This is a genomic window from Variovorax sp. GW823-FHT04F07 (assembly GCF_058795995.1).
In genome coordinates this window covers 1,551,493-1,576,651 of sequence record NZ_JBXAIG010000001.1, presented here as the reverse complement: position 1 = coordinate 1,576,651, position 25,159 = coordinate 1,551,493, and the positions used below count along the sequence as shown (strand labels likewise).

Sequence of the window (25,159 nt, the reverse complement as noted above, 5' to 3'; positions counted from 1 at the left end):
GCCGGTCCTCGCACTCGCTCACATCACGAGTGCCCGTCCACCCGCATCTGGAACAGGAAGTAGGGCGGAATGCACGCCCCGCGTCCTTCGGGCTGGCCTTCGGCCTGCGCGCAGATGTAGTCCTCGCGGCAAGGCTGTTGCGCCGAGCAGCTGCGCAGGTTGCCGGGCCGCGTGTGCTTGCTCAGGCAATCCCCGAAGGGTTGCTTGGCTGCCAGGCACTGGTTGAAGTCGCTGAGGATGGCGATGCCGCCGCAGGTGCCGTTCGGGTCCTTCGGATCGCAGCGGCCCGAGCACATGCCGCCGGGGAAGCCGACCGAGGTTTTCTCGCACACAGAGTCCGCGCCTTCGCACGTCGTGGCGGCGGTGCGTGGCAGCTTCTGCGCGCGGTCGCGCCACGGGTCGGCCGAGGCGGTGATGCGCGTGGGCTCGCAGCTGGCGCCGACGGTGGCTTTGTCGGGCAAGGCGTTCGCATCGTCCGGCGAGGCCAGCGGGCGGAACGGGTCGGGCACGGGCGTCGTCAACGCGGCCTTCACATAGCGTTCGCGCCGCGCCAGCTCATCCTGCAGATGCGGCGAATGCGGCAGCGCGAGCGCGTTGCCGGTCGTGAAGGTGCGCGAGGCGCCGCGCCGGTCCACGCCCAGCAGGTGAAAGCCCGCGACCGCGCGACTCTGGTGGCAGCCGGCGCAGCTCAGGTCGTCGAGCCGGCGCAGCACGGCCTGCGGGGACTGCAGCGTGCGGCTGCCGGGCACGGGCTGCCAGTCGCCTGGCGCGAACAGCTGTTCGAAGGGGCGGTTCGCCAGGCGCTCGAGGCCGCGCGGCGCGACCGAGACCGACTCGGTCGCCAGGAAGCGATCGGGGATGCGCACGGTGGCGCTGTCGAGCGCGCGCAGCGTGTCGGGCTGTTGCAGCCATTGCAGCAGCGCCTTGCGCAGCGGGGCGTCGGCCTTGAGCTTCGCGACATCGGGCGTGTTCTCGAGCGGGCCTGCGTCGAAGCGCTGCGTGCCCGCGTTCCAGCGGAAGGCGCGCAGCAGGTACTCGGCATGGCCGCCGAGGTCGGGCCGCACGGCCGAGGGCCAGCGCACGCTCTGCAGGTTGGTCGTCACCTGCGCGATGCGGGCCTGTGCGAGCCGCGGCGGCGCGAGCGGGCCGTCGGCCGACACGAGCCAGCGGCCGAGCGCTTCGTCCTTCATCGACGCCTGTGGTGGCTGCCAACGCCGCGCCGCGCTGGCGCAGCTGCCGTCGGCATCGGGCGCATCGCCGCGCAGCTCGACGGCGACGGTCATCGGCAGGCGCGACTGCATCGCGGCCGAGCGGTAGGCCAGCCGGTACACGAGCCGCGTCTCGCCGCAGGCGCCGGGCTGGAAGGGGCGGCGGTCCATGCGGTTGGCCACGCCGACCAGCTCGAAGAAGGCGTCGGGGCTGGCAAGCCAGCGTGCGTCGAAGATCCGGTGCGGGTAGCGCGCAATGCCGACGCCGGCCTGCGGGTCGCGGCGCTGCAGGGCGGCGAGGCTGGCCTTCAGCGGGTCGGCGATCGATTGCCAGGCGGGTGAGCGTGCGAGCGCCTGGTTGGTGGCGATGCCGCTGGCCGCAGAGGGCACGTCGAACCAGCGGCCGAAACCGGCGCCGGCTTTCTCGGCGGCCTGCAGCGCGACGGGCGAGGTGACGAGCAGCACCGGGTCGGCCGCTTGGGCACCGAGCGAGAGGGCCAGCGCGAGGCCGGCGGTCAGAAGGTGAAGTAGGCGTGGCACGCGGACGATTGTGCCGCCGCGATTCAGCCGGCCACCGTCAACGCCATCTGCTGCCGCATGAGCCCCGCCACGGCCACGCCCTGCGGATCGCCCAACTGCTCCAGCGCGGCGATCACGCCCTTGCGGTCGTCTTCCGAACGATCCTGGTTGAGCTTGAACTTGCCTTCGAGCACGCGCACCGGAATCTCGACCGCCGCGATCATGTCCAGGCGCGGCGCCACGAAGTCGAAGGGCATGGCGTCGAAGTCCCAGTTGCCGCCCAGCGGCGTGTCGTACAGCGCGACGGTGCGGCGCAGCACGGCATGGATGGCCGTGCTGTCCTCGATCACGCGGGGCGTGCCGCGCGCGTGGATCGCGGTGTAGTTCCAGGTCGGGAAGGTGCTCTGCTTCACGTACCAGCTGGGCGTGACGAAGGCATGCGGCCCCTGGAAGATGGCGAGCACTTCGGCGCCCGCACGCAGCTCGTCGAACTGCGGGTTCTTCTTCGACAGGTGCGTGGTGAGCAGGCCGGGGCCATCGTCCTGCGCGTCGAGCAGGAAGGGCAGGTGCGTGGCGCTGGCACCCGATGGACCTGCGGTGATGAGCGTGCCGAAGCTCCACGCACGGATGCCGGCGTGCAGCGTCGCGAGGTCGTCCTCGACGTACGGTGTGGGCGTGTACATGGCGAGGGCTTCAGCGCGCGGCCAGCGCGTGCATCCAGCGGGCGGCGTCGTCGAAGGCGCGGCCCGCCACGTCGGCGATGGACACGGCCTCCAGAAAGCCGTGGATCGTGCCGGGGTAGAGCACGTCGGTCACGGCCACGCCGGCTTCGCGCAGCCGTGCGGCCATGAGCACGCTGTCGTCGTGCAGCGGGTCGCACTCGGTGATGGCCAGGCACGCGGGCGGCAGGCCCTCGAGTCGCGCCGTGAGGCTGGCCAGGCGCGGGTCGCGAAAGTCTTCGGGCCGGCGCAGGTACAGGCCGTAGAACCACACCATCATGTGCAGCGACAGGCCGTACTCGCCCGCGCCGTAGCGCACCACCGACTCGCGGTACAGCTCGGTGCTGTAGGCGCCGTAGTTCAGCAGCATGCCCAGCGGCAGCGCCTCGCCCGCGTCGCGCAGCACGAGGCAGGCACCCACCGACAGGTTGGCGCCCGCCGAGTCGCCGCCGATGAAGAGCTGCGCGGGGTCGATGTCGAGCGTGCCTGCGTTCGCCGCGAGCCAGCGCATCACGTCGACGCACTCGTCGTGCGGCTGCGGAAACTGCGCTTCGGGCGCCCGCGTGTAGTCGATGCCGATGACGGCGATGCCCGCGCGGCCCGCGTACTCGCGCATCACGCGGTCGTGGGTGTCGAGGCTGAACAGCACGAAGCCGCCGCCGTGGATGTAGACCAGCGCGCCCTGCAGCCTGCGGTGCTGCGGGTAGTGCACGCGGATGCGCACGTTGCCGTGGCGCGTGGGCACCTGCTGTTCGACCGTGCGCGCCATCGCGGGGCCGCCTTCGGTCCACGGCGCGCGCACTTTCTCGGCGTTGGCGCGGCCTTCGGCGATCGGGATGGTGTGGCGCTTCGGGTAGCGGCTGCCCTCGGCCGCCATGAGGCGCATGAACTCGACGATCTGCGGATCGAGCGGGGGCGGGGCGGTGGGGTTCAGCCAGGTGGCGGGCAAGGGAGCGGCAGTCACGCAAACACTTTCTCAGGAGGGCGGGAGACAGATTCGGCCAGCGACGCGAGCGGCCGAGGCGTGGCCGCGAGCAGCGCCTGCGTGTACGCATGGCTCGGCTGGTCGAACACGGCGTCGCGCGGGCCTTGCTCGACGATGCGGCCGCGCTCCATCACAACGACGCGGTCGGCGATCTGCTCGACGGCCGCGAGGTCGTGGCTGATGAAAAGGCACGCAAAGCCGTGGTGCGCCTGCAGGCTTTGAAAGAGCCGCAGCACCTGCGCCTGGATGGTCATGTCGAGCGCGGACACGGGCTCGTCGGCCACCACGAAGGCGGGCCGGCGCACCAGCGCGCGCGCAATCGCCACGCGCTGGCGCTGGCCGCCCGAGAGCTCGTGCGGGTAGCGCGCGCCCAGGCCGTCCAGGCCGACTTCATCGAGCGTTTCGTGCACGCGCTTCACGCGCGCGGCGGCATCGAGCGCGGGCAGGTGGCGCAGCGGCTCGGCCACGATCTCCTGCACGCGCATGCGCGGGTCGAGCGACGAGAACGGGTCCTGGAACACCAGCTGGCAGGCGAGCCGGAAGCGGTGCAGCGCGGCGCGGTCGGCGCTGCGCACGTCGTCGCCGCGAAACAGGATCTGCCCCGCGTGCGACGGCGCGAGCCGCAGGATGGCGCGGCCCAGAGTGGTCTTGCCCGAGCCGCTGCCGCCCACCAACGCGACCATCTCGCCGGGGTGGATGTCCAGGTCGAGCCGGTCGATGACCTGCACCGGCGCATGGCGCTTAAAGAAGCCGGCGCGCGGGCCGGGGTAGCTCACGCACAGGCCGCGCACCTGCACCAGTGGCTGCTGCGCCGCGGCCGGGGCCGGCTTCGCGGCCTGGCGGCGCGGCAGGGCGTCGACCAGCTTGCGGGTGTAGGGCTGCTTCGGGTCGACGAGGATGGCGGGCACGTCGCCCGTCTCCACGAGCTTGCCTTTCTCCAGCACGATGGCGCGCTGCGCATAGCGCCCGACCAGCCCGAGGTTGTGCGTGATGAGCAGCACGGCCGTGCCCTGGTCTTTCGCGAGGCCGACCATGAGGTCGAGCACTTCGCGCTGGCTCAGCGTGTCGAGCGCGGTGGTCGGCTCGTCGGCGATCAGCAGGCGGGGCTGGAGCAGCATCACGCTGGCCAGCATGATGCGTTGGCGCATGCCGCCCGAGAACTCGTGCGGGTAGGCGTGCAGGCAGCGCTCGGGGTCGGCGATCTGCACGCGGCGCAGCATGTCGAGGCAGCGCGCGCGAATCTCGGCAGCCGACAGCTTCGTGTGCATGCGCAGGCCCTCGGCCATCTGCTCGCCGATGCGGTGCACCGGGTTGAGCGAGACCATCGGTTCCTGGAACACCATGCCGATGCCGGGCCCGCGGATGGGGCGCATGGCCTTCACGTCGCGCGTGCTCAGGTCTTCGCCGTCGAACACGATCTGCCCGCCGCTTTGCGCGATGCCGGGCGGCAGCAGCTGCAGGATGGCGCGCGCGGCCATGGTCTTGCCACTGCCCGATTCGCCCACCACGGCAAGGAACTCGCCGGGGCGCACGTCGAACGAGAGGTCGTGCACCAGCGTCTGGGCGCCGCCGTGCAGGTCGATCTTCAGGTGCCGCACGGAAAGCACGGGCGCTGCGGAAGAGGAGGGATGGGTCATGACTTCTCCGTGCGCGGGTCGAGCCGGTCGCGCAGCGATTCGCCCAGGAGGTTGATGCCCAGCAGCGTGAGCGCGATGCACAGGCCCGGCACCAGGCACAGCCACACGGCCGAAGCCATGTAGGGGCGTGCGCTGGAGAGCATGTTGCCCCAGGTGGGCGCGGGCGGCGGCACGCCCAGGCCGAGGAAGCTCAGGGCGCTTTCCGACAGCAGCACCCAGCCGAACATGCTGGTGGCCAGCACGGCGACGGGCGCCACGCAGTTGGGCAGGATGTGGCGCCACATGGTGTAGATCTCGCCGTTGCCGATCATGCGCGAGGCCTCGACGTACTCGCGCTCGCGCAGCGACAGCACGGTGCCGCGCACCACGCGCACCACCGAGGGCGCATACGCCATGCTCAGCGCGAGCACGATGCCCCACTGGTTGGCGCCCACGATCACCATCACGCCCAGCGCCAGCAGCAGGCCCGGAAAGGCCAGCAGCGTGTCGTTGAAGGCCATGAGCACGCGGTCGGTCCAGCCGCGCACGAAGCCGGCAAGCACGCCCACCACGAGGCCGACGGCGGTGGCCAGTGCCACCGTGAGCAGCGCGATGAGGCAGCTGGTGGAGGCCGCACGCATGGCACGGCTGGCCACGTCGCGCCCGAACTCGTCGGTGCCCAGCCAGTGCGCCATCGACGGCGGCTGCAGCTTGCCGCGCAGGTCGATGCCCAGCGGGTTGTAGGGCGTCCACAGCGCGGCCACCAGTGCCAGGACCAGCAGCACGCCGATGAGCACGCCGCCCACGAGGGTATGGGTCTTGATCTTTTTCACTGCACCGACACCCGGGGATCGAAGAGGGGATAGCACATGTCCACGATCAGGTTGATGACCACGTAGATGCAGGCCGTGAACAGCAGGCAGCCCTGCAGCACCGGGTAGTCGCGCGCGAAGATCGAATCGATCATCAGGCGGCCCAGGCCGGGCAGGGTGAACACCGTTTCGAGCACCGCGATGCCGCTCAGCAGATGGCCCAGGATGAGGCCGATCATGGTGAGCGTGGGGTTGAAGGCGTTGGGCAGCACATGGCGGCGCAGCACCTGCGACTCGGGCACGCCCTTGGCGCGCGCGTGCGTCACGTACTCGAGCCGCAGCACCTCGATGGTGCTGGCGCGCGACATGCGCGTGAGCACGCCGGTCTCGACCAGCACCAGCGTGACGATCGGCAGGATCACGTACAGCAGGCCCTGCGAGAAGTCTTCCGACATGGGCACGTAGCCCACCACCGGCAGCCAGTGCAGGTACTGGCCGAAGAACATCAGCAGCAGCAGGCCGAGCCAGAAGCTCGGCACCGACAGCATGAGCGTGGCCGCGCCGATGATGGCGAGGTCGGTCGGCCGGTCCTTGCGCCAGGCGGCGACGAGGCCGGCGGGCACGGCGATCAGCGAGGCCAGCGCCACGGCGGTGAGCACGATCACGGCGCTCACGTGAAAGCGCTCCCAGATCAGCGGCAGCACGGCCAGGCCGTTGGTGGTCGACACGCCCAGGTCGCCGGTGAGCGCGTGGCGTAGCCACACGACGTACTGGGTGACCAGGGGCTGGTCCAGCCCCATCTGCTGGCGGGCGAGTTCGAGCTGCGCCGGGTCGGCGCCTTCGCCGAGCATGAGCTGCACCGGGTCGCCCGGAATCAGCCGCATGAGCGTGAAGACGGCAATCGACACCAGCAGCAGCGTCGGGACCGTCATGGCGATCCGGCGCAAGAGGTAGGCAAGCATGGCGGCGGCGCCCCGTCAGCCGCGCGCGTCGAGCCGGACGTTCCAGAACCGCGGCTTGGCCGGCGCCCAGCCCTTGAAGCCGGCCACGCTCTTGCGCATGGCGGTGGCGTCGCTGGCGTTGAAGAGCACGACCATCGGCACGTCCTGCAGCATCTGCTTGTGCAGCTCGTCGAACAGCACCTGGCGGCGCGCCTTGTCGCGCGAGACCATGCTCTCGGTGAGCCGGGTCTGCGCGGCGGCGCTGTCCCACACCTTGCGCGGCTGCGTGGCCTTGTCGCCCGACACCATCTCGTAGTTGAGCGAGGGGTCGATGCGGGCCGAGTAGATGAAGGCCATGCTCTGGTACTGGCCCTTGGTGTAGCGGTCGAGCTGCGTGGCCCAGTCGAGCACTTCCAGTTCGATGTTGATGCCGGCCTCGGAGGCCATGGCCTGCACCAGCACGGCGGCCGAGTACAGCGCCTCGTAGCGCTTGTTGGCGACGAGCTTGATCGGCTGGCCGCGGTAGCCGGCCTCGGCCAGCAGCTTCTTGGCACCGGCGATGTCGCGCTTGTAGCCGCCGGCCTGCACGGCGCTGTAGAACGGGCTGGACGAAGGCACGACCGAGTTGTTGACGGCCGACAGGCCCTCGGTGACCGACTTGGCGATCTCGGGCGTGTCCAGCGCCAGTGCCAGCGCGCGGCGGATGCGCACGTCTTTCAGCAGCGGGTCGGTGGTCTGCAAGAGCAGCGCCACCATCGTCATCACCGGCGTGGTGTCGACGCGCACGTCGCTGCGCCCGCGCATCTCGACCACGTCGGCCGGGCTGGGGCTGATGAAGGCATCGATGCCGCCGCTGTACAGCGCCGCCTTGGCCGCGGCCGAGTCGGGAATGACGACGAAGCGCAGGTTCTCGATCTCGGCCTTCTTGCCGCCCGTGAGGCCGTCGCGCGCCTCGGGGCGCGAGGTGTAGCCGTCGAAGCGCGTGAGCTCGATGTACTGGCCGCGCTTCCACTCCTTGATCTTGTAGGGGCCGGTGCCCACGGGCTCCTTCCACTGGCCGTCGGCGCCGAGCGAGCTGCGGTGCACGATGGCGGCGCCGCCGCAGTCGGGGCGCGCCATCATGGTGAGGAACAGCGCGCTCGGGCGCTCGATCTTGAAGACCACGGTCTTGGGCGTGGGCGCTTCCACCGCGAGCACCTTGGTCATGCCCTTGCCGTCGAACTCGGGCAGGCAGCGCCAGCCGCTGGTGGGCTTGAGGTAGCGCTGCCAGCTCCACACCACGTCGTCGGCCGTGAGCACGGCGCCGTTCTGGAACTTCACGCCGTCGCGCAGCGTGAAGGTGTAGGTCAGGCCGTCGGCCGAGGTGTCGACCTTGCTCGCGAGCATCGGGCCGACCGAGGTGTCTTCGCGCAGCGCGACCAGGCCTTCGACGACGTGGATGAGCACGTTGTCGGTGTTGTCGTCGCGGTTGCCGCCGGGGTCGGTGGAGCGGATGTCGGAGTTGATCTGGATCCGCATCGTCTGGCCGGCAGGAGCCTGGGCGAAGGCCGCGCTGGCGGCCAGGCCGAGGCCGAGGACCAGCGCGGCGGCGGTGCGCGCAGCGGGAGGGAGGGACGGGGGCGTGGGCAGGTTCATGGCAACACTCCTGGCGATGGCTGGGCGGGGCGGGCGGATCAGAGGGAATACTCGGTGAAGCGGTGCGCCTTGAAGGGCGCCGGCGCGATGCGCATCTTTCGTGCCGCCGGGTCCATGACGATGGTCGCCACGGTGGCCGACGAGGCACCGCCGGGGCCCGCGCTCGGGCTGCGGCACACGGCGCGCGGCGCGCCGAAGCGGTCCTGCAGCGCGTCGAGCACGTCCTGCTCGGTGAGCAAACCTGCAGCGCGCTTGTTGTGCAGCGCCTCGGTCACGCGGCGGTCTCGGTAGAGCGAATCGGGCGTGGTCTCCAGGCTGCGGTCGACCACGCGCGCCAGCGCCGCCGGGGTCTTGAAGTGGTTGGCGTGCACCAGGATGCCGCCTTCGGGCTGCTGCCAGAACACCTGCTCGGGGCAGGTCTCCAGGCTCACGGCCTCGCCCTCGGCGTGCGTGATGATCATGTTGTTGGAGATCGAGCGCGCGCTGCGGCACACCACGCCCAGCGCGTTGGCGTACAGCGTCGACTGCAGGATGCCGCGGCGGATCAGCGCCAGCGGCACGCCCTGCTGCTTGCCGTCGTTGTCGGCCTTGATGAAGTTGCCGGTGACGGCGATGCCCGCGCTGTTGAGCCCCGCGCGCGCCAGCGTGCCGGCCTCGGCGAAGGTGAGCATGGCCGGGCCTTCGTCCGGCTGGATACGCAGCACCACGCCGAGCTCGAGGCTCTCGACGCGCCAGTCCCAGTTCTGCGCATGGATGAGCTTGCCGTCGCGCGCGGCCGAAGGCATGACGACCACGCCGGTGCAGCCGTCGGGTGGCTCGGTGGCTTCGAGCTGCTGGAAGGCGTAGAGCATTTCGCTGCGCGCGTTGAGCGCCACGATGTCCTCGGCCGGCACGCCCGCGCCTTCACCCACGCCCTCGATCTCGCGCAGCATGCCGGCGTCGAAGGCCTCGACCATCGGCATGAAGCGGCGCGCCAGCGCGCGCGTGCGCTCCCAGCTCAGGCCCACGCGCTCGAAGGCGGCGCGGTAGGTGCGCAGGCTCAGGTCGATGCGGTCGCCGGCAGCGCGGCCGTACTGGCGCCCGCGCTGCTGCGCGTCGCCTTCGATGTCGTACAGGGGGAACGATTCGATGTCCATGGTGTGTCTTGTCTCCGGGGCTTGTCTTGTGTGTCTGTGCTTGCAGCCTGAGGCGGTCAGGCTGCCGTGTCGCTGGCTTGTGCGGTCTGCGCGATGGCGGCGCGCAGGCTGTCGATGATCTGGTCGATGTGCCGGCGCTCCAGCGTGAACGGCGGCGACAGCGCAATGGTGTCTCCCACCGAGCGCACCAGTACGCCGCTGTCGTCCAGGCAATGTTGCGCCACCGCCTGCGCATGCGTGCCGGGGCCCGAGGCCCAACCCTGCAGCTCGATGCCGGCCAGGAGGCCGACGTTGCGCACGTCGATCACGCCCGGCAGGCCGCGCAGGCTGTGCAGGCCGTCTTCGAAGTAGGGCGACAGCTCGGCGGCGCGGGCGATCAGGCCGTCTTCGGTGTAGGCGTCGAGCGTGGCCATGGCGGCGGCGCAGGCCAGCGGATGGCCCGAGTAGGTGTAGCCGTGCGAGAGCTCGACCGCGCTCACGCTGCCTTGCATGAAGGCGTCGTGCACCGCGCCGCGCATGAGCACGGCGCCCATCGGCACGGCGCCGTTGGTCAGGCCCTTGGCGGTGGTGATGAGGTCGGGCGTCACGCCGAACAGGTCGGACGCGAAGTTGCGGCCCACGCGCCCGAAGCCGGTGATGACCTCGTCGAAGATCAGCAGGATGCCGTGCTTGTCGCAAATTTCGCGCAGGCGCTTCAGGTAGCCGCGCGGCGGCGGCAGCACGCCGGTGGAGCCAGCCACGGGCTCGACGATCACGGCGGCAATGGTCGAGGCGTCGTGCAGCGCGACCAGCGCCTCGAGCGCGTCGGCCTTGTCGATGCCGTGCGGCGGCTCGCCGCGCGAGAAGGCGTTGCGCGCCAGGTCGAGCGTGTGCGGCAGGTGGTCCACGCCGTTGAGCAGCGGCCCGAAGGTGCTGCGCTGGCGCCCGATGCCGCCCACCGAGATGCCGCCGAAGCCCACGCCGTGGTACGAGCGCTCGCGCCCGATGAGCCGGTAGCGGCCTGCGTCGCCGCGCGCCCGGTGGTAGGCCACGGCGATCTTCAGCGCGGTGTCGACCGACTCGGAGCCCGAGTTGGTGAAGAACACGTGGTCCATGCCGGCCGGCGCCATCTGCGCGAGGCGCTGCGCCAGCGTGAAGGCGGCGGGGTGGCCGATCTGGAAGTTGGAGGCGTAGTCGAGCACGTCGATCTGCGCCTTCATCGCCGCGCTGACCCGCGGATTGCGGTGCCCGGCGTTCACGCACCACAGGCCGGCGATGGCGTCGAGCACGCGGCGGCCGTCGGCCAGGTCGTAGTACAGGCCCTCGCTGCCGACGATGAGGCGCGGCGCTTGCTTGAACTTGCGGTTGGGCGTGAAGGGCATCCAGAACGCGTCGAGCGAACCGGGTGGCGTTGTCAGGGTATCGGCGGAAGCCACGGTGTTTTTCTCCTTGGGAAACGACCCATCGTCCGGGTCGGCGTGGGGCCGATCTTGAAATCCAAATTGTATTTTTGGCGCGAGATGTACATGGTTTTTTGGGGCCAAAAATACAAAAGACCCGCGATGATCGGCACCCAGCCCGTGTTTCCGGAGACCCATGGATGGCCCCGCAGCAGCAGATGCAGACGCAGATGGACAACAAGTCGGTCCCGCCGCTCACCCAGCGCGTGAGCCGCTACATCCTCGATCAGGCCCTGGCCGGCGGCTACGAGAACGGCCGCCACATGACCGAGACCGACCTCGCGGGCCGGCTCGGCATTTCGCGCACGCCGGTGCGCGCTGCGCTGCGGCTCTTGCACGAGCGTGAGTTGCTGGCGCACGTGCCCAACCGCGGCTACACGCTGGTGGCCGATCGCGAGGCGCTCGACCGTGCGCGCCGCGAGATGCCGGAGGACGAGGAGAAGACGCTCTATTACCGTGTGCTGCGCGACCGCCTCGCGGGCAAGCTGCCGACGCGCGTCAACGAACTCGAGCTGGCCCAGACCTACGGCGTGCCGCGCCCGCTGCTGCGCAACGTGATGACCACGCTGCTGCAGGACGGCGTGCTGCGCGGTCGCCACTACCAGCGCTGGGAGTTCACCGAAACCCTCGACTCGGTCGAGAGCGAGCGCGAGAGCTACCGCTTTCGCCTGGTGGTGGAATGCGCGGCGCTGCGTGAGCCGGGCTTCAAGGTCGAGCACGAGCGGCTGCTGGCCTGCCGCGAACAGCAGCAGACCTTGCTCACGCACGCCTCGCGCCATTCGTGGATGGAGTTCTTCGAGGCCAACGCGCAGTTCCACGAGCTGCTGGCCAGCGCCTCGGGCAACCGCTTCATCCTCGATGCGGTGAAGCAGCAGAACCGGCTGCGCCGCATCTCCGATCTGTCGGACTACCCGCTCGTGAACATCGACCTGCTGCGCAAGTCGTGCCGCGAGCACCTGCAGATCCTCGACGCGGTCGAGGAGAACAAGCTCGAAGTCGCCGCCAAGCACATGCACGCCCACCTGAGCCGTGCCAGCGACATCCTGGAGCGCCGCGTGATGGGCGACCTGGATGCGCTCGGCGAATGAGCCGCGACACCCTTATGACCACCCCAGAAACGACGGCTCCCGATGCCGCGCTGGCCGACGGCTGGCGCGATGGTTTTCCCACGGCCGACACTGTCGCGCAGCGCCCGCGCGAACGCCCGATCTTCCAGGCGCCCGAGAACCGCTGGGCCTTCTCGCACCTGCGCGAGCTGCAGCCGACGCGCAACGTGTCGCGCGGCACCGGTGCGGTGTCTGTGCTGCCGCGCGCCGAGCGGCCCGAGCTCGACACGCTGGCCTTCACCTTGCCCGCCGACGGCTCGCGCACCGACTGGCATAGCGCGCTCACAACGATCTGCGCCGACGGTGCGGTGGTGCTGCACCGCGGGCGCATCGTCTACGAGCGCTACTTCGGTGCGCTCGACGAGCACGGGCAGCACATGGCGATGTCGGTCACCAAGTCGGTCGTCGGCACGGTCGGTGCGATGCTCGCGGTCGAGGGCGCGCTCGATGAGCATGCGCAGGTGCGGCACTACATCCCCGAGCTGGCGACGAGCGCCTTCGGCCACGCCACCGTGCGCCAGGTGATGGACATGACGACGGGCATCGACTATTCGGAGGACTACACCGACCCCGACGCCGGCGTGTGGAAGCACGCGCGCGCCGGCCAGTTGTTGCCGCGCCCCGCGGGCTACGCGGGCGCCGAGGGCTACCGCCAGTTCCTGCAGACCGTGCAGGGGCAGGGCACGCACGGCGAGGCCTTTGCCTACCGCACCGTCAACACCGACGTGCTGGGCTGGCTCATCAGCCGCGTGGCCGGCCAGCCGCTGGCGCGGGTGCTGGGCGAGCGCATCTGGTCGCGCCTGGGCGCCGAGCAGGACGCGGCCTTTGCCGTGGACGGGCAGGGCGCCGAGTTCGCGGGCGGCGGCCTGTGCACCGGCCTGCGCGACTTGGCGCGGCTGGGCGAAATGATGCGGCTGGGCGGCGCGTTCAACGGCATGCAGATCGTGCCCGAGGCCGTGGTGGCCGACATCCGCCGCGGCGCCGATCCGGCGCGCTTTGCGCTCGCGGGCTACACGCGGCTGGCCGGCTGGAGCTACAGAAACATGTGGTGGGTGGCGCACGACGCGCGCCGTACCTTCACCGCGCAAGGCATCCACGGCCAGGCGCTGCACATCGACCCCGAGGCCGAGATGGTGGTGGCGCGCTTCGCCTCGCACCCGCTGGCCGCCAACGCGCACCTGCCGACCTCGATGCACGCCTTTCGCGCGCTGGCCGAGCACCTGATGCGCGGCTGATTTCCTTCGCTTCTCTTTTCTTTCTTCTTCTTCATGCTCACCCAAGTCACGACCAACGCGAGCCTGCAGGCCCGCAAGAACGCCGCCTGCGCGCAGGGCATCGGCACGCTCACGCCGCACTTCACCGCCCGCGCTGACAACGCCGAACTGTGGGACGTGGAAGGCCGGCGCTTTGTCGACTTTGCCAGCGGCATCGCCACGCTCGCCACCGGCCACCGCCACCCGCGCATCGTGGCGGCCGTGCGCGCGCAGCTCGACGACTTTCACCACACCTGCTTCCACGTCACGCCGTACGAGGAGTACGTGGCGCTGTGCGAGCAACTGAACCGCCTCGTGCCTGGCCCCAGCGCCAAGAAGAGCGCGCTCTTCACAACCGGCGCCGAGGCCATCGAGAACGCGATGAAGGTGGCGCGCGCCGCCACCGGCCGCAGCGGCGTGGTGGCGTTCTCGGGCGCCTTCCACGGCCGCACCTTCATGGGCATGGCGCTCACCGGCAAGGTCGCGCCGTACAAGGCGGGCTTCGGCCCGATGCCGGGTGACGTGTGGCACGTGCCGTTTCCGGCCGCGCCGCTGGGCGTGACGGTGGACGACAGCATCGCGGCGCTCGACCGGCTGTTCAAGACCGACGTCGATCCGCAGCGCGTGGCCGCGATCGTCATCGAGCTGGTGCAAGGCGAGGGCGGCTTCTACGTGGCGCCGCCCGCACTCATGGAGCACCTGCGCGCGGAGTGCGACCGTCACGGCATCCTGCTCGTCGTCGATGAAATCCAGACCGGCTTCGGGCGCACCGGCAAGCTCTTTGCGCTGGAGCACTACGGCATCGAGGCCGACCTGGTCACGACCGCCAAGAGCCTGGCCGGCGGCTTCCCGCTGTCGGCGCTCACGGGGCGCGCCGAACTCATGGACGCCACGCGCGTCGGCAGCCTGGGCGGCACCTACGCGGGCAACCCGCTGGCGGTGGCCGCGGCGCTGGAGACGATGCGCGTGATCGAGGACGAAGGGCTGGTCGCGCGCGCTCGCATGCTCGGCGAGCGGCTGACGGCATGCCTCGCGGCACTGCGCACCGAGGTGCCGCGCATCTGCGACGTGCGCGGCCTGGGCGCGATGGTGGCGGTGGAGTTTCGCGATCCGCACAGCGGCGAGCCCGACGCCGAGTTCACGAAGCGCGTGCATGCGGCCGGGCTCGAACGCGGCCTGCTGCTGCTGACCTGCGGCGTGCACGGCAACGTGGTGCGTTTCCTGTTTCCGCTCACCATTCCGGAGGCGGTTTTTGAAGAAGGGCTGGGGCTGCTGGCCGAATCGATTCGCGCGGCCAACGTCTGAACGACTAACGTCGCGGCGCAATGCCGAGCGTGCGGCAGAAGTCGTAGAAGTCTTCGAGCTGCAGCGACTTGTCGAACACCGCATCGACGCCTGCCGACAGCGCGCCTTCACGCACCTCGGAGGTCGCGTGGTTCATGAACACCACGGTGCGCTGCGCGGGCGACTTGCGTTCCCTCAGGTGGTTGGCCACGGTCAGGCCGTTGCCTTGCGCAAGGAACACGTCGATCACGGCGGCGTCCCAGGCGTCGGGGTTCGCGTCGAGCCAGTCGATGGCTTCGTCGCTGCTGCTGGCGGTGGCGACGACTTCGCATCCGGAGAATTCCCTCAGTCCATCGGTCAGGGTGGTGGCGATCAGGGGGTTGTCTTCTATGAGGTAGATGCGGGTCATCGGTGCGTAGCCTGGAAATGAAATGCAACGGCTCGTCTGCGCTTGTGGCGCGGGTCTGCCGGGCCGGTCTATTGTCACGAGGCGAGGGCGGGGCGGAGTCGGACAACGCCGCCACATGGCGTCCCCCGCGCACGCGAAAGCGCTGTTTGTGCATTGCATCACTGGCGTACAAGACGCGGAGGCGGGGCGTGCCTATCTTGCGGGGCTTCTTTGACTCCGTCACGACAGGTTCTTCGATGCCGCGTTCTTCTTCGTCTTCCTTCGCTCCACCCTTCACCGCTTCGGGCCGCAGCGCGCTCGTGCAGGCGCCGCCGTGGCACTACGCCGGGTGGCTGGTCAATGTGGGCTTCTCGTTCGATGCCGCACGCGGCGCCGCGCTGGTGCCGCCGGAGGTCGGCGTGGCCACGGGCAACGGCTGCGTGCATTTCGCCGACTGGCAATCGTGCGGCGACGACGGGCGCGAAATGCTCGACCCGGTGTACGCGCAATACCGCGAGACCATCGTGGTGCTCGAGATCGAACCGGCGCGCGGCGACACGTCGCGCCGCTGCTTCTACTGCCCGCTCATCTACGTCGACCAGGACATCTCGATGCTGCGCGGCTGGCTGCAGGGCTGGCCCAAGAAGATCGGCCAGACCTGGCTCACGCGCAGCCTGCCGCTGATCCATCCGGCCGCCGCGCCGATGGCGGCCGGCAGCCGGCTCGGCGCGAGCCTCAGCGTGAAGGAGCGGCGGCTGGTGGATGCCACGGTCACGTTGTCGGGCGAGGCGAGCGGGCCACTCGGCTTCCTGGCCGCGCCCACCATCGGCGCCATCGGCTGGCCTGACCTGACGCAAGCCGGCAGCGTGACGGTGCCGCGCTACCTGCGTGCCGACATCATCGACCGTGTCGAAACGGGCTGGGTTCACGGCGAGGCCACGCTGCGCTTTCACGAGCATCCGGTGGAGGAACTGGCGCTGCTCGGCCCCGTGCAGGCGACGCAGGCCAGCGCGGGCTGGATGGGCCTCACGGTGCGCGGCGCGATCGCGGTGTGAGGAGGGCGCTGCCTCCGGCGGGTGGCTGCGCTACCCTCGGCGGGCCATGACGCTTCCCGCCCCGACGACCTCGCACGTGATCGGCATGCCGCTGGCCGACGGCACGCCGGTCGAGGTGATGTTCGCGGGCGATCCCAAGGCGCACTTCGCGCTGCACTGGCATGCGGAGTGGAGCGTGGGCGCGATCGTCGAAGGCCGCTGCGAGTTCGTCTGCGCCGGCGCGCCCCGCTCGGCGCAGGCCGGCGAGCTGGTGCTGATGCCGCCGTTCGCGCTGCACACGGCCGGCGTGAGCGCCCAAGGCTTTCGCATGGTGATGCTGTATGTGCCGCACGCCTGGGTGGCGGCGCGAATGGGGTGGCCGGCTGGTCGGCGCGGGTCGCTGCGGCAGGAGGTCTGGCGCGACGAGGCGAGCGTCGATGCGCTCGCGCAGGCGTCATCGGCGAAGGACGGTGCGCGCATCGGCGCGCTGCTCGACGGCATCTTCCGCACGCAGACGACCGAGCCGCTCGTGGCGGTTGCGCGGGCGACAGGGGATGCGCGCGTCGAGGCCGTGTGCGACCTGCTCGCGACCGAGGACGCCTGCCGCATCGAACCCGCGTCGCTGGCCGAACGGCTCGGCGTGTCGCGCGAGCACTTCCATCGCCTGTTCCGCGCGGCGGTCGGCATGGCGCCGGCGCAGTACGCGCGGCTGGCGCGCATCGCCCGCGCCAAGGTGCTGCTGCGCGAGGGCCATGCGCCCGCCGAGGTGGCCGCGCAATGCGGCTTTGCCGACCAGGCGCATTTCTCGCGCTGGTTCCGCCGCTGCTTCGGCGTGACGCCGGGGAACTACCGGGCAGGCGGCTCGCCAAAAACCGTCGCGTGAGAAACTACGCCCCCGAGCGAGCGCCCCGCGTATGAACGACAAGTCCTTGAATCTGAAAGAAAAAATCATCTCCGTCGCGCCCATGATGGATTGGACCGACAGGCATTGCCGCGTCTTCCACCGCCTCATGACGCGCCACGCGCTGCTCTACACGGAGATGGTGACCACCGGCGCGCTGATCCACGGCGACGTGCCGCGCCACCTGCGCTTTCATGAAGAAGAACACCCCGTGGCGCTGCAGCTCGGCGGCAGCGAGCCGCACGACCTGGCGCACTGCGCGAAGCTCGGGCAGGAGTGGGGCTACGACGAGATCAACCTGAACTGCGGTTGCCCGAGCGAGCGCGTGCAGCGCGGCGCGTTCGGGGCCTGCCTCATGAACGAGCCGCAGCTGGTGGCCGATTGCGTGAAGGCGATGGTCGACGTGGTCGATGTGCCGGTCACGGTGAAGCACCGCATCGGCATCGACAAGATCGAGAGCTACGAGTTCGTGCGCGACTTCGTCGGCGCGGTGAGCGAGGCCGGCTGCGGCACGTTCATCGTGCATGCGCGCAACGCCTGGTTGCAGGGCCTGAGCCCGAAGCAGAACCGCGAGATTCCGCCGCTGCGCTATGCGCTGGTGCACCGCCTGAAGCACGACTTTCCGGCGCTGCAGTTTTCGATCAACGGCGGCATCGCCACCAACGCGCAGGTGCACGAGCACCTGCGGCTGCTCGACGGCGCCATGATCGGCCGCGAGGCGTATCACAACCCCTGGTGGCTGGCCGAATGGGACGCCGAGTTCTACGGCGAGGCCCCGCAGACGCTCACGCGCGAGGACATCGAGGCGCAGATGTGCGACTACATGGTCCGCGAGGCGGCCGAACACGGCACGAACTGGTGGTCGATCGCGCGCCACATGCTGGGCCTGCGCAACGGCCTGCCCGGCGCGCGCCGCTGGCGCCAGGTCTGGAGCGACCACCGCCTGAAGACCCGCCCGCCGCACGAAGTGATGGCGCTGGCGCACGAACCTGCCGCCCAGGCCGCCTGAATTTCGGCCTTGCCGCCCCGACTTTGTAGACAGTCAACACAATTGAGCGAAGTTGACGCTCGATGGAACACAGTTTCATGACAATGCAACAACAAGTGTGAGCGAAGCACCTGTTTTTGCTCAAGAATAAGGCGGTCAGGGAAACAAGAAAAAGGTTCTGTCTTATGAGTGAAGCTGCAGGCAGCAAGGAAGAAGTCAGTGCGCTTGCCAGGGGGTTGTCGCTGCTGAAGGTCATCGGGATGGCGGCAGCGCCCGTCGGAAACCGGGAATTGGCCGACACCACCGGCATTCCGAAGGCCACGGTGTCGCGCCTCACGGCGACGTTGGTGGGGGCGGGGTATCTGCGGCAGTCGCAAGACAGCGAGCGTTTCAGCCTGGGGCCGGTGTTGCTCGACATGAGCAGCCGCTACCTGCGCAATTTCGACCTGAGGGCGCTGGCGCGCCCCCATCTGAGCAACCTGGCCGAACTGTCGGGCGCCAGCATCCACATGGCGGTGCGCGACGACCTGGACATGCTGGTCATCGATTCGCTGCGCCCGCGCTCGGCGCTCATCAGCTCCCGCATCGACGTCGGCTCGCGCATGTCCATCGCCACCTCCGCCTCCGGCCGCGCCTACATCGGCGCCTTGCCCGGGCCCGAGCAGTCGGCATTGCTGGAGCAGATCCGCCTCGAAACCGGCGAGAACTGGCACGCCATCGAGCCGCGCCTCATCGCCAGCCTCGAAGAGCACGCCCGCTTGGGCTACTGCACCTCCTTCGGCGAATGGAACCCCCAGATCCACGCCCTGGGCTTCGCACTGGAAGGCCCGCGCGGCGAACGCTACGGCGTGAGCTGCGGCGGCCCCGCCTACCTGCTGCCGAGGGAGGCCATGCTGAGCCGTGTCGCCCCGCGCATGCTGGAAATCGCCCAGCGCATCGCGACAGAGGCCGGCACCCTCACGCTAGGCTGAAAAAGGAAATAGACCGCGCCCGAAGGGCGCCGGTCACCTTCGTGAGACGCCGCGGAACCGGCTCCGCCGGGCCGCAGGCGTCGCCCCCGGAAGGGGGTTGGCGAAGCGACACGAAGTGCGCGCAGCCTGGGGGAGAGCCCTATACAGCGGCTTCCAGGCCGTTGAGGAAGTGCTCGCGCATGCGCGCCATGGCCGTGGCGGCGTCGCGCGCCTCGATGGCCGCCATCACCGCACGGTGCTCCGCCAGCGACTCGCCAATGCGCCCCGCCTTCAGCAGCGAGTTGTGGCGATTGAGCTTCATCACCTTGCGCAGGTCGGCCACCATCTGGTCGCGCCACTTGTTGTTGGCAATGGCCAGCAGGCTCATGTGGAAGCGCTCGTTCACCGCAAAGAAGTGCTCGCGGTCTTCCTTGCCGGGGGCGGCGGCGGCTTCCAGCTCGGCGTGCAGCGCCTTCAGCTCGGCGCGCTGGGCATCGGTGGCGCGCTCGGCCACCACGCCGGCGGCGTCGCTCTCGAGCAGCGAGAGCAGGTGGTACACGTCGGCCAGGTCCTGCTCCGACACCTCGGTGACGTAGGCGCCGCGGCGCACCTTCATCGTCACCAGCCCTTCGGCGGCCAGCACCTTCAGCGCCTCGCGCAGGGGCGTGCGGCTGATGCCGTATTCCTCGGCCAGCTTGAGCTCGTCGATCCAGCTGCCCGGCTCCAGTTCGCGGCGGAAGATCCGCTGGCGCAGGAGCTCGGCCACCTCTTCATAGAGGGCGCGGGGGGTCAGGGTGACGGCGGACATGGGCTGAACTGTACTTCAAAATCGCGTTTGAATTAATAATTACAGATGGGTTAGACTTGTGAACGGCTTGCAAATCCGTGCAAGCGACCTTGCGAATCCCGTCAGACCACCGCCTGGAGCGGCGCCTTCCATGAGCAGCAGCACACCCGAACCCACCTACAAGCCGGCCGATCTCGACGCCTGGGCCAAGTCCGCCGCCAAGTCGGCGCCCGGCGGCGACGTGAATGCGCTGAACTGGATCACGCCCGACGGCATCAGCGTGAAGCCGCTGTACACCGCGGCCGACCTGCGAGGCCTGAAGTACACCGACACGCTGCCCGGCTTCGAGCCCTACCTGCGCGGCCCGCAGGCCACCATGTACGCGGTGCGCCCCTGGACCATCCGCCAGTACGCCGGCTTCTCGACCGCCGAGGAATCGAACGCCTTCTACCGCAAGGCGCTGGCCGCCGGCGGGCAGGGCGTGAGCGTGGCCTTCGACCTAGCCACCCACCGCGGCTACGACAGCGACCATCCGCGCGTGACCGGCGACGTCGGCAAGGCCGGCGTGGCGATCGACTCGGTCGAGGACATGAAGATCCTGTTCGACCAGATTCCGCTCGACAAGGTGAGCGTGTCCATGACGATGAACGGTGCCGTGCTGCCGGTGCTCGCGGGCTACGTGGTCGCGGCCGAAGAGCAGGGCGTGGCACAAGATCAGCTGAGCGGAACCATCCAGAACGACATCCTCAAGGAGTTCATGGTCCGCAACACGTACATCTTTCCGCCGGCGCCGAGCATGCGGATCATTGGCGACATCATCGAGTACACGGCGCAGAAGATGCCCAAGTTCAACTCGATCTCGATCAGCGGCTATCACATGCAGGAAGCCGGCGCCAACCAGGCGCTGGAGCTCGCGTTCACGCTGGCCGACGGCAAGGAATACGTGAAGACCGCGCTGGCCAAGGGCCTGGACGTCGACGGCTTTGCCGGGCGCCTGAGCTTCTTCTGGGCCATCGGCATGAACTTCTATCTGGAAGTGGCCAAGATGCGCGCGGCGCGTCTGTTGTGGTGCCGCATCATGAAGGAGTTCAACCCCAAGAACCCCAAGAGCCTGATGCTGCGCACGCACTGCCAAACGTCTGGCTGGTCGCTCACCGAGCAGGACCCGTACAACAACGTGGTGCGCACCACCATCGAGGCGATGGCCGCGGTGTTCGGCGGCACGCAGAGCCTGCACACCAACGCGCTCGACGAAGCCATTGCGCTGCCCACCGAGTTCAGCGCCCGCATCGCGCGAAACACGCAGCTCATCATCCAGGAAGAGACGCACATCACGAACGTGATCGACCCCTGGGCCGGCAGCTACATGATGGAGAAGCTCACGCAGGACATGGCCGACGCCGCCTGGACCATCATCGAAGAGGTCGAAGCGATGGGCGGCATGACCAAGGCCGTGGACAGCGGCTGGGCCAAGCTCAAGATCGAAGCCGCCGCCGCCGAGAAGCAGGCGCGCATCGACTCGGGCAAGGACGTGATCGTCGGCGTCAACAAGTACAAGCTCAAGAACGAAGACGCGATCGACAGCCTGTCGATCGACAACGTGAAGGTGCGCGAGCAGCAGGTGGCGCGCCTGCAGAGCATCCGCGCTTCGCGCGACAACGCCAAGGTGCAGGCCGCGCTGGACGCGCTCACCGATGCCGCCGAGAACAACACCGGCAACCTGCTGGCGCTGAGCATCGACGCGGTGCGCGCGCGCGCCACCGTCGGCGAGATTTCCGACGCCCTCGAAAAGTCATTCGGCCGCCATCGCGCCGACACGCAGAAGGTGACCGGTGTGTACGCTGCCGCCTATGACTCGGCCGAAGGCTGGGAAGCGCTCAAGACCGAGATCAACGACTTCGCCGAGGCGCAAGGCCGCCGCCCGCGCGTGATGATTTCCAAGCTCGGCCAGGACGGGCATGACCGCGGCGCGAAGGTCGTCGCCACAGCGTTCGCCGACCTGGGCTTCGACGTCGACATGGGCCCGCTGTTCCAGACGCCCGAAGAGTGCGCGCGCCAGGCCATCGAGAACGACGTGCATGCCGTGGGCGTGAGCACGCTCGCCGCCGGCCACAAGACGCTGGTGCCGGCCATCATCGAAGAGCTGCGCAAGCAGGGCGCGGACGACATCATCGTCTTCGTCGGCGGCGTGATTCCGCGCCAGGACTACGACTTCCTCTACGAAGCCGGCGTCAAGGGCATCTACGGCCCGGGCACGCCCATCCCGGCCAGCGCCAAGGACGTGCTGGAGCAGATCCGCGCGGCCGTCGTAGTCTGAGACGAATCGACGTGGGCGATCTCTTGTCGCGGCTGTCGCTGCAGCCCGTGGATTCCAGCGATTTCGAAGACATGCTGGCCGTGCGCATCGATGCGATGCGTCCGAGCTTGGAGCGCGTCGGCCGTTTCGACCTCACGCGCTCGCGCGAGCGCCTGTCGGCCGGTTTCGTGGTGCCGTACATGCACCACATCGTGCTCGACGGTGAGCAGCGCCTGGGCTTCATCACGCTCAAGCCCGAGGACGCGGATGCGCTGCGCCTCGATCACCTGTACCTGCGCACCGGCTTCCAGGGGCGCGGCATCGGCGAATGGGCGCTGCGCTGGGCCAAGGCGCAGGCGCGCGAACAGCAGCTGGACATCAAGCTCACCGCGCTCGTGCAGAGCGACGCCAACCGCTTCTACCAGCGGCACGGCTTCGTGCTCGAAGGCGAGGAGGGCGTCGACCTGCACTACCGCTGGCGCGTGGCGTCGGAGGCCGCGTGCTGAACACCGTCGGCGCGCTCGAACGCGCGCTGGCCGATGCGCCGGGCATGGCGCAGCGGCGTGCCATCGCCAAGGCGATCACGCTGCTCGAATCGACGCGCACCGACCATCGCGCGCAGGCCGACGAACTGCTCACGGCGCTGCTGCCGCGCACCGGCGCATCGTTTCGTCTCGGCATCTCGGGCGTGCCCGGCGTGGGCAAGTCGACCTTCATCGAAACGCTGGGCCTGTTGCTGATCGGCAAGGGCCACCGCGTGGCGGTGCTCACCATCGACCCCTCGTCCACCGTGTCGGGCGGCTCCATCCTCGGCGACAAGACGCGCATGGAGCGCCTGTCGGTGCACGAGCGCGCCTACATCCGGCCCAGCCCCTCGAGCGGCACGCTCGGCGGCGTGGCCGAGAAGACGCGCGAGGCCATGCTGGTCTGCGAGGCCGCGGGCTACGACATCGTCATCGTCGAGACCGTGGGCGTGGGCCAGAGCGAAACGGCCGTGGCCGGCATGACCGACATGTTCGTGCTGCTGCAGCTGCCCAACGCGGGCGACGACCTGCAGGCGATCAAGAAGGGCGTGATGGAGCTGGCCGACCTGGTCGCCATCAACAAGGCCGACATCGACCGCGACGCCGCCACGCGCGCGCAGGCGCAGATCACCTCGGCGCTGCGCCTGTTCGGCCACCAGGGCAACCCCGACCACGCGCACGCGGTGCACGACGCGCACAGCGGCGTGGAGCGCCGTTTCTGGCTGCCCAAGGTGCTGCAGCTGAGCGCGCTCGCCGGCACCGGCGTCGACGCCTTCTGGGACGCCGTGCTCGAATTCAAGACGCTACAGACCGCCAACGGCAAGCTCGCGAAGCGCCGCGAAAAACAGGCCACCGCGTGGATGTGGGAACGCATCGACGCCGGGCTCAAGCAGGCGTTCCGCCAGCACGCGCAGGTGCGCGAGCTGCTGCCGCAACTCACGCAGCAGGTGGCCCAGGGCAGCCTGCCGGCCTCGACGGCGGCGCGCCAGCTGCTCGCCGCGGCAGCCATCACCGCCCGGGTGTGACACCCCGGCCCCCACAAGACTCTCCCAGCAATCCAGAACCACAGCTTCGGAAGCACACCATGCAAGAACTGATCGAACAACTCGAAAAGAAGCGCGCCCAGGCGCGACTCGGCGGCGGGCAGAAGCGCATCGACGCGCAGCACGCCAAGGGCAAGCTCACGGCGCGCGAGCGCATCGAGCTGCTGCTCGACGACGGCACGTTTGAAGAGTGGGACATGTTCGTCGAGCACCGCTCGGTCGACTTCGGCATGGCCGAGCAGAAGATCCCCGGCGACGGCGTGGTCACGGGCTACGGCATGATCAACGGCCGCCTCGTGTTCGTGTTCAGCCAGGACTTCACGGTCTTCGGCGGCGCGCTCAGCGAAGCCCACGCCGAGAAGATCTGCAAGGTGATGGACCAGGCCATGAAGGTCGGCGCACCGGTCATCGGCCTGAACGACTCGGGCGGCGCCCGCATCCAGGAAGGCGTGGCCTCGCTGGGCGGCTATGCCGACGTGTTCCAGCGCAATGTGATGGCCTCGGGCGTGGTGCCGCAGATCAGCATGATCATGGGCCCGTGCGCCGGCGGCGCGGTGTACTCGCCCGCCATGACCGACTTCATCTTCATGGTGAAGGACAGCAGCTACATGTTCGTCACCGGCCCCGAGGTGGTGAAGACCGTGACGCACGAGAGCGTCACGGCCGAGGAACTGGGCGGCGCCATCACCCACACCACGCGCAGCGGCGTGGCCGACATGGCGTTCGAGAACGACGTCGAGGCGCTGATGATGTTGCGCCGCCTGTACAACTACCTGCCGCTGAACAACCGCGAGAAGCCGCCGGTGCGCCTGGGCAACGACGGCCAGGGCGACCCGGCCGACCGGCCCGACTACTCGCTGGACACGCTGGTGCCCGACAACCCGAACAAGCCCTACGACATCAAGGAACTGATCCTGAAGGTGGTGGACGACGGCGACTTCTTCGAGCTGCAGCCCGACTACGCGAAGAACATCGTGATCGGCTTCGCGCGCATGGAAGGCCAGACGGTCGGCATCGTGGCCAACCAGCCGCTGGTGCTGGCGGGCTGCCTGGACATCAAGAGCAGCATCAAGGCCGCGCGCTTCGTGCGCTTCTGTGATGCCTTCAACATCCCCGTCATCACCTTCGTCGACGTGCCCGGCTTCATGCCCGGCACCGGCCAGGAGTACGGCGGCATCATCAAGCACGGCGCCAAGCTGCTGTACGCGTACGCGGAGTGCACGGTGCCCAAGATCACCGTCATCACGCGCAAGGCCTACGGCGGTGCGTACGACGTGATGGCCTCCAAGCACCTGCGCGGCGACGTCAACCTGGCCTGGCCGCGCGCCGAGATCGCGGTGATGGGCGCCAAGGGCGCGGTGGAGATCATCTTCCGCGAAGACAAGAACGACCCCGAGAAGCTCGCCGCCCGCGAGGCCGAGTACAAGGCCCGCTTCGCCAACCCGTACGTGGCCGGCGCGCGCGGCTACATCGACGACGTGATCCTGCCGCACGAGACGCGCAAGCGCATCTGCCGCTCGCTCGTGATGCTGCGCGAGAAGAAGCTCGAGAACCCGTGGCGCAAGCACGGAAACATTCCGCTCTGAGCCGCACGG

Annotated in this window: 22 protein-coding genes; 11 read left to right on the top strand and 11 right to left on the bottom strand. The window is 69.3% G+C overall.

Going from position 1 to position 25,159, the window contains the following annotated elements; translation table 11 throughout:
• Positions 1–23: 23 nt before the first annotated feature.
• The 9 genes from AC1RAA_RS07420 to aptA are packed head-to-tail and all read right to left on the bottom strand — an operon-like array spanning position 24 to position 10,986.
• Complete coding sequence (locus AC1RAA_RS07420; RefSeq protein WP_492727453.1) at positions 24–1,748, bottom strand: hypothetical protein; 1,725 nt, start codon at positions 1,746–1,748, stop codon at positions 24–26.
• 23 nt (positions 1,749–1,771) lie between these two features.
• Complete coding sequence (locus tag AC1RAA_RS07415; protein WP_492727451.1) at positions 1,772–2,410, bottom strand: FMN-binding negative transcriptional regulator; 639 nt, start codon at positions 2,408–2,410, stop codon at positions 1,772–1,774.
• 10 nt (positions 2,411–2,420) lie between these two features.
• Positions 2,421–3,410: an alpha/beta hydrolase fold domain-containing protein gene (locus AC1RAA_RS07410; protein WP_492727449.1), complete on the bottom strand. Its 990-nt coding sequence runs from the start codon at positions 3,408–3,410 to the stop codon at positions 2,421–2,423.
• Positions 3,407–5,068, bottom strand: a complete 1,662-nt coding sequence (locus AC1RAA_RS07405; protein ID WP_492727447.1) for an ABC transporter ATP-binding protein — start codon at positions 5,066–5,068, stop codon at positions 3,407–3,409. Before AC1RAA_RS07405 ends, AC1RAA_RS07410 begins: the two co-directional genes overlap by 4 nt.
• Positions 5,065–5,880 carry an ABC transporter permease gene (locus AC1RAA_RS07400; RefSeq protein WP_159271486.1) on the bottom strand — a complete coding sequence of 272 codons (816 nt, stop codon included), beginning with the start codon at positions 5,878–5,880 and terminating at the stop codon, positions 5,065–5,067. The genes AC1RAA_RS07405 and AC1RAA_RS07400 overlap by 4 nt, the downstream gene beginning before the upstream one ends.
• Positions 5,877–6,821: an ABC transporter permease gene (locus tag AC1RAA_RS07395; protein ID WP_062473187.1), complete on the bottom strand. Its 945-nt coding sequence runs from the start codon at positions 6,819–6,821 to the stop codon at positions 5,877–5,879. The genes AC1RAA_RS07400 and AC1RAA_RS07395 overlap by 4 nt, the downstream gene beginning before the upstream one ends.
• Before the next feature lie 15 nt (positions 6,822–6,836).
• Positions 6,837–8,435 carry an ABC transporter substrate-binding protein gene (locus tag AC1RAA_RS07390; protein ID WP_492727444.1) on the bottom strand — a complete coding sequence of 533 codons (1,599 nt, stop codon included), beginning with the start codon at positions 8,433–8,435 and terminating at the stop codon, positions 6,837–6,839.
• 38 nt (positions 8,436–8,473) lie between these two features.
• Positions 8,474–9,571 carry a C45 family autoproteolytic acyltransferase/hydrolase gene (locus AC1RAA_RS07385; protein ID WP_095745749.1) on the bottom strand — a complete coding sequence of 366 codons (1,098 nt, stop codon included), beginning with the start codon at positions 9,569–9,571 and terminating at the stop codon, positions 8,474–8,476.
• 56 nt (positions 9,572–9,627) lie between these two features.
• On the bottom strand, positions 9,628–10,986 hold the full coding sequence (gene aptA, locus AC1RAA_RS07380) for an omega-aminotransferase AptA (RefSeq protein ID WP_492727441.1): 1,359 nt from the start codon (positions 10,984–10,986) through the stop codon (positions 9,628–9,630).
• 164 nt (positions 10,987–11,150) lie between these two features.
• Here aptA and AC1RAA_RS07375 point away from each other — a divergent pair, with 164 nt between their 5' ends.
• The 3 genes from AC1RAA_RS07375 to gabT are packed head-to-tail and all read left to right on the top strand — an operon-like array spanning position 11,151 to position 14,674.
• Positions 11,151–12,098 carry a GntR family transcriptional regulator gene (locus AC1RAA_RS07375; RefSeq protein WP_307585017.1) on the top strand — a complete coding sequence of 316 codons (948 nt, stop codon included), beginning with the start codon at positions 11,151–11,153 and terminating at the stop codon, positions 12,096–12,098.
• 14 nt (positions 12,099–12,112) lie between these two features.
• The gene (locus tag AC1RAA_RS07370) at positions 12,113–13,351 is read left to right on the top strand and encodes a serine hydrolase domain-containing protein (RefSeq protein WP_492727439.1); all 1,239 of its coding nucleotides are present in this window, start codon (positions 12,113–12,115) and stop codon (positions 13,349–13,351) included.
• Positions 13,352–13,384: 33 nt separating this feature from the next.
• Positions 13,385–14,674 (top strand): 4-aminobutyrate--2-oxoglutarate transaminase, encoded by a 1,290-nt coding sequence (gabT, locus tag AC1RAA_RS07365; RefSeq protein WP_062473195.1) that lies wholly within the window; start codon positions 13,385–13,387, stop codon positions 14,672–14,674.
• Positions 14,675–14,678: 4 nt separating this feature from the next.
• Here the strand turns inward: gabT and AC1RAA_RS07360 are convergent, their stop codons facing one another.
• Positions 14,679–15,062, bottom strand: a complete 384-nt coding sequence (locus tag AC1RAA_RS07360) for a response regulator (RefSeq protein ID WP_062473196.1) — start codon at positions 15,060–15,062, stop codon at positions 14,679–14,681.
• 236 nt (positions 15,063–15,298) lie between these two features.
• Here AC1RAA_RS07360 and AC1RAA_RS07355 point away from each other — a divergent pair, with 236 nt between their 5' ends.
• The 4 genes from AC1RAA_RS07355 to AC1RAA_RS07340 all read left to right on the top strand — a co-directional run bounded on the left by AC1RAA_RS07355 (position 15,299) and on the right by AC1RAA_RS07340 (position 18,935).
• Positions 15,299–16,096, top strand: coding sequence for an acetoacetate decarboxylase family protein (locus AC1RAA_RS07355; protein WP_492727437.1), 798 nt, complete (start codon positions 15,299–15,301; stop codon positions 16,094–16,096).
• Positions 16,097–16,142: 46 nt separating this feature from the next.
• Positions 16,143–16,958: a helix-turn-helix transcriptional regulator gene (locus AC1RAA_RS07350; protein ID WP_492727435.1), complete on the top strand. Its 816-nt coding sequence runs from the start codon at positions 16,143–16,145 to the stop codon at positions 16,956–16,958.
• Between the two features lie 31 nt (positions 16,959–16,989).
• Positions 16,990–17,985 carry a tRNA dihydrouridine(20/20a) synthase DusA gene (gene dusA / locus AC1RAA_RS07345; protein WP_492727433.1) on the top strand — a complete coding sequence of 332 codons (996 nt, stop codon included), beginning with the start codon at positions 16,990–16,992 and terminating at the stop codon, positions 17,983–17,985.
• 164 nt (positions 17,986–18,149) lie between these two features.
• Positions 18,150–18,935, top strand: a complete 786-nt coding sequence (locus AC1RAA_RS07340; protein WP_062473201.1) for an IclR family transcriptional regulator — start codon at positions 18,150–18,152, stop codon at positions 18,933–18,935.
• A gap of 139 nt (positions 18,936–19,074) precedes the next feature.
• Here the strand turns inward: AC1RAA_RS07340 and AC1RAA_RS07335 are convergent, their stop codons facing one another.
• Positions 19,075–19,722, bottom strand: coding sequence for a GntR family transcriptional regulator (locus tag AC1RAA_RS07335; RefSeq protein ID WP_062473203.1), 648 nt, complete (start codon positions 19,720–19,722; stop codon positions 19,075–19,077).
• Positions 19,723–19,852: 130 nt separating this feature from the next.
• Between AC1RAA_RS07335 and scpA the strand changes: the two genes are divergently transcribed.
• Genes scpA through AC1RAA_RS07315 form a run of 4 tightly spaced genes read left to right on the top strand, consistent with a single transcriptional unit; the run spans position 19,853 to position 25,150 of the window.
• A complete protein-coding gene (scpA, locus tag AC1RAA_RS07330) occupies positions 19,853–22,018 on the top strand; it encodes a methylmalonyl-CoA mutase (protein WP_492727431.1) in 2,166 nt (721 codons plus the stop codon).
• A gap of 11 nt (positions 22,019–22,029) precedes the next feature.
• On the top strand, positions 22,030–22,503 hold the full coding sequence (locus AC1RAA_RS07325; protein ID WP_095947171.1) for a GNAT family N-acetyltransferase: 474 nt from the start codon (positions 22,030–22,032) through the stop codon (positions 22,501–22,503).
• Positions 22,504–22,547: 44 nt separating this feature from the next.
• Positions 22,548–23,546, top strand: coding sequence for a methylmalonyl Co-A mutase-associated GTPase MeaB (gene meaB / locus AC1RAA_RS07320; RefSeq protein ID WP_235926833.1), 999 nt, complete (start codon positions 22,548–22,550; stop codon positions 23,544–23,546).
• Between the two features lie 59 nt (positions 23,547–23,605).
• Positions 23,606–25,150 (top strand): acyl-CoA carboxylase subunit beta, encoded by a 1,545-nt coding sequence (locus AC1RAA_RS07315; protein ID WP_062473211.1) that lies wholly within the window; start codon positions 23,606–23,608, stop codon positions 25,148–25,150.
• The last annotated feature ends 9 nt before the right edge of the window (positions 25,151–25,159 follow it).

Bases quoted from the DNA above. Each gene is read 5' to 3' on its own strand.
- AC1RAA_RS07415 (WP_492727451.1), bottom strand. From the start codon at position 2,410: ATGTACACGCCCACACCGTACGTCGAGGACGACCTCGCGACGCTGCAC.
- AC1RAA_RS07405 (WP_492727447.1), bottom strand. From the start codon at position 5,068: ATGACCCATCCCTCCTCTTCCGCAGCGCCCGTGCTTTCCGTGCGGCAC.
- AC1RAA_RS07395 (WP_062473187.1), bottom strand. From the start codon at position 6,821: ATGCTTGCCTACCTCTTGCGCCGGATCGCCATGACGGTCCCGACGCTG.
- AC1RAA_RS07390 (WP_492727444.1), bottom strand. From the start codon at position 8,435: ATGAACCTGCCCACGCCCCCGTCCCTCCCTCCCGCTGCGCGCACCGCC.
- AC1RAA_RS07385 (WP_095745749.1), bottom strand. From the start codon at position 9,571: ATGGACATCGAATCGTTCCCCCTGTACGACATCGAAGGCGACGCGCAG.
- AC1RAA_RS07375 (WP_307585017.1), top strand. From the start codon at position 11,151: ATGGCCCCGCAGCAGCAGATGCAGACGCAGATGGACAACAAGTCGGTC.
- AC1RAA_RS07370 (WP_492727439.1), top strand. From the start codon at position 12,113: ATGACCACCCCAGAAACGACGGCTCCCGATGCCGCGCTGGCCGACGGC.
- gabT (WP_062473195.1), top strand. From the start codon at position 13,385: ATGCTCACCCAAGTCACGACCAACGCGAGCCTGCAGGCCCGCAAGAAC.
- AC1RAA_RS07360 (WP_062473196.1), bottom strand. From the start codon at position 15,062: ATGACCCGCATCTACCTCATAGAAGACAACCCCCTGATCGCCACCACC.
- AC1RAA_RS07355 (WP_492727437.1), top strand. From the start codon at position 15,299: ATGCCGCGTTCTTCTTCGTCTTCCTTCGCTCCACCCTTCACCGCTTCG.
- AC1RAA_RS07350 (WP_492727435.1), top strand. From the start codon at position 16,143: ATGACGCTTCCCGCCCCGACGACCTCGCACGTGATCGGCATGCCGCTG.
- dusA (WP_492727433.1), top strand. From the start codon at position 16,990: ATGAACGACAAGTCCTTGAATCTGAAAGAAAAAATCATCTCCGTCGCG.
- AC1RAA_RS07340 (WP_062473201.1), top strand. From the start codon at position 18,150: ATGAGTGAAGCTGCAGGCAGCAAGGAAGAAGTCAGTGCGCTTGCCAGG.
- AC1RAA_RS07335 (WP_062473203.1), bottom strand. From the start codon at position 19,722: ATGTCCGCCGTCACCCTGACCCCCCGCGCCCTCTATGAAGAGGTGGCC.
- scpA (WP_492727431.1), top strand. From the start codon at position 19,853: ATGAGCAGCAGCACACCCGAACCCACCTACAAGCCGGCCGATCTCGAC.
- meaB (WP_235926833.1), top strand. From the start codon at position 22,548: ATGGCGCAGCGGCGTGCCATCGCCAAGGCGATCACGCTGCTCGAATCG.
- AC1RAA_RS07315 (WP_062473211.1), top strand. From the start codon at position 23,606: ATGCAAGAACTGATCGAACAACTCGAAAAGAAGCGCGCCCAGGCGCGA.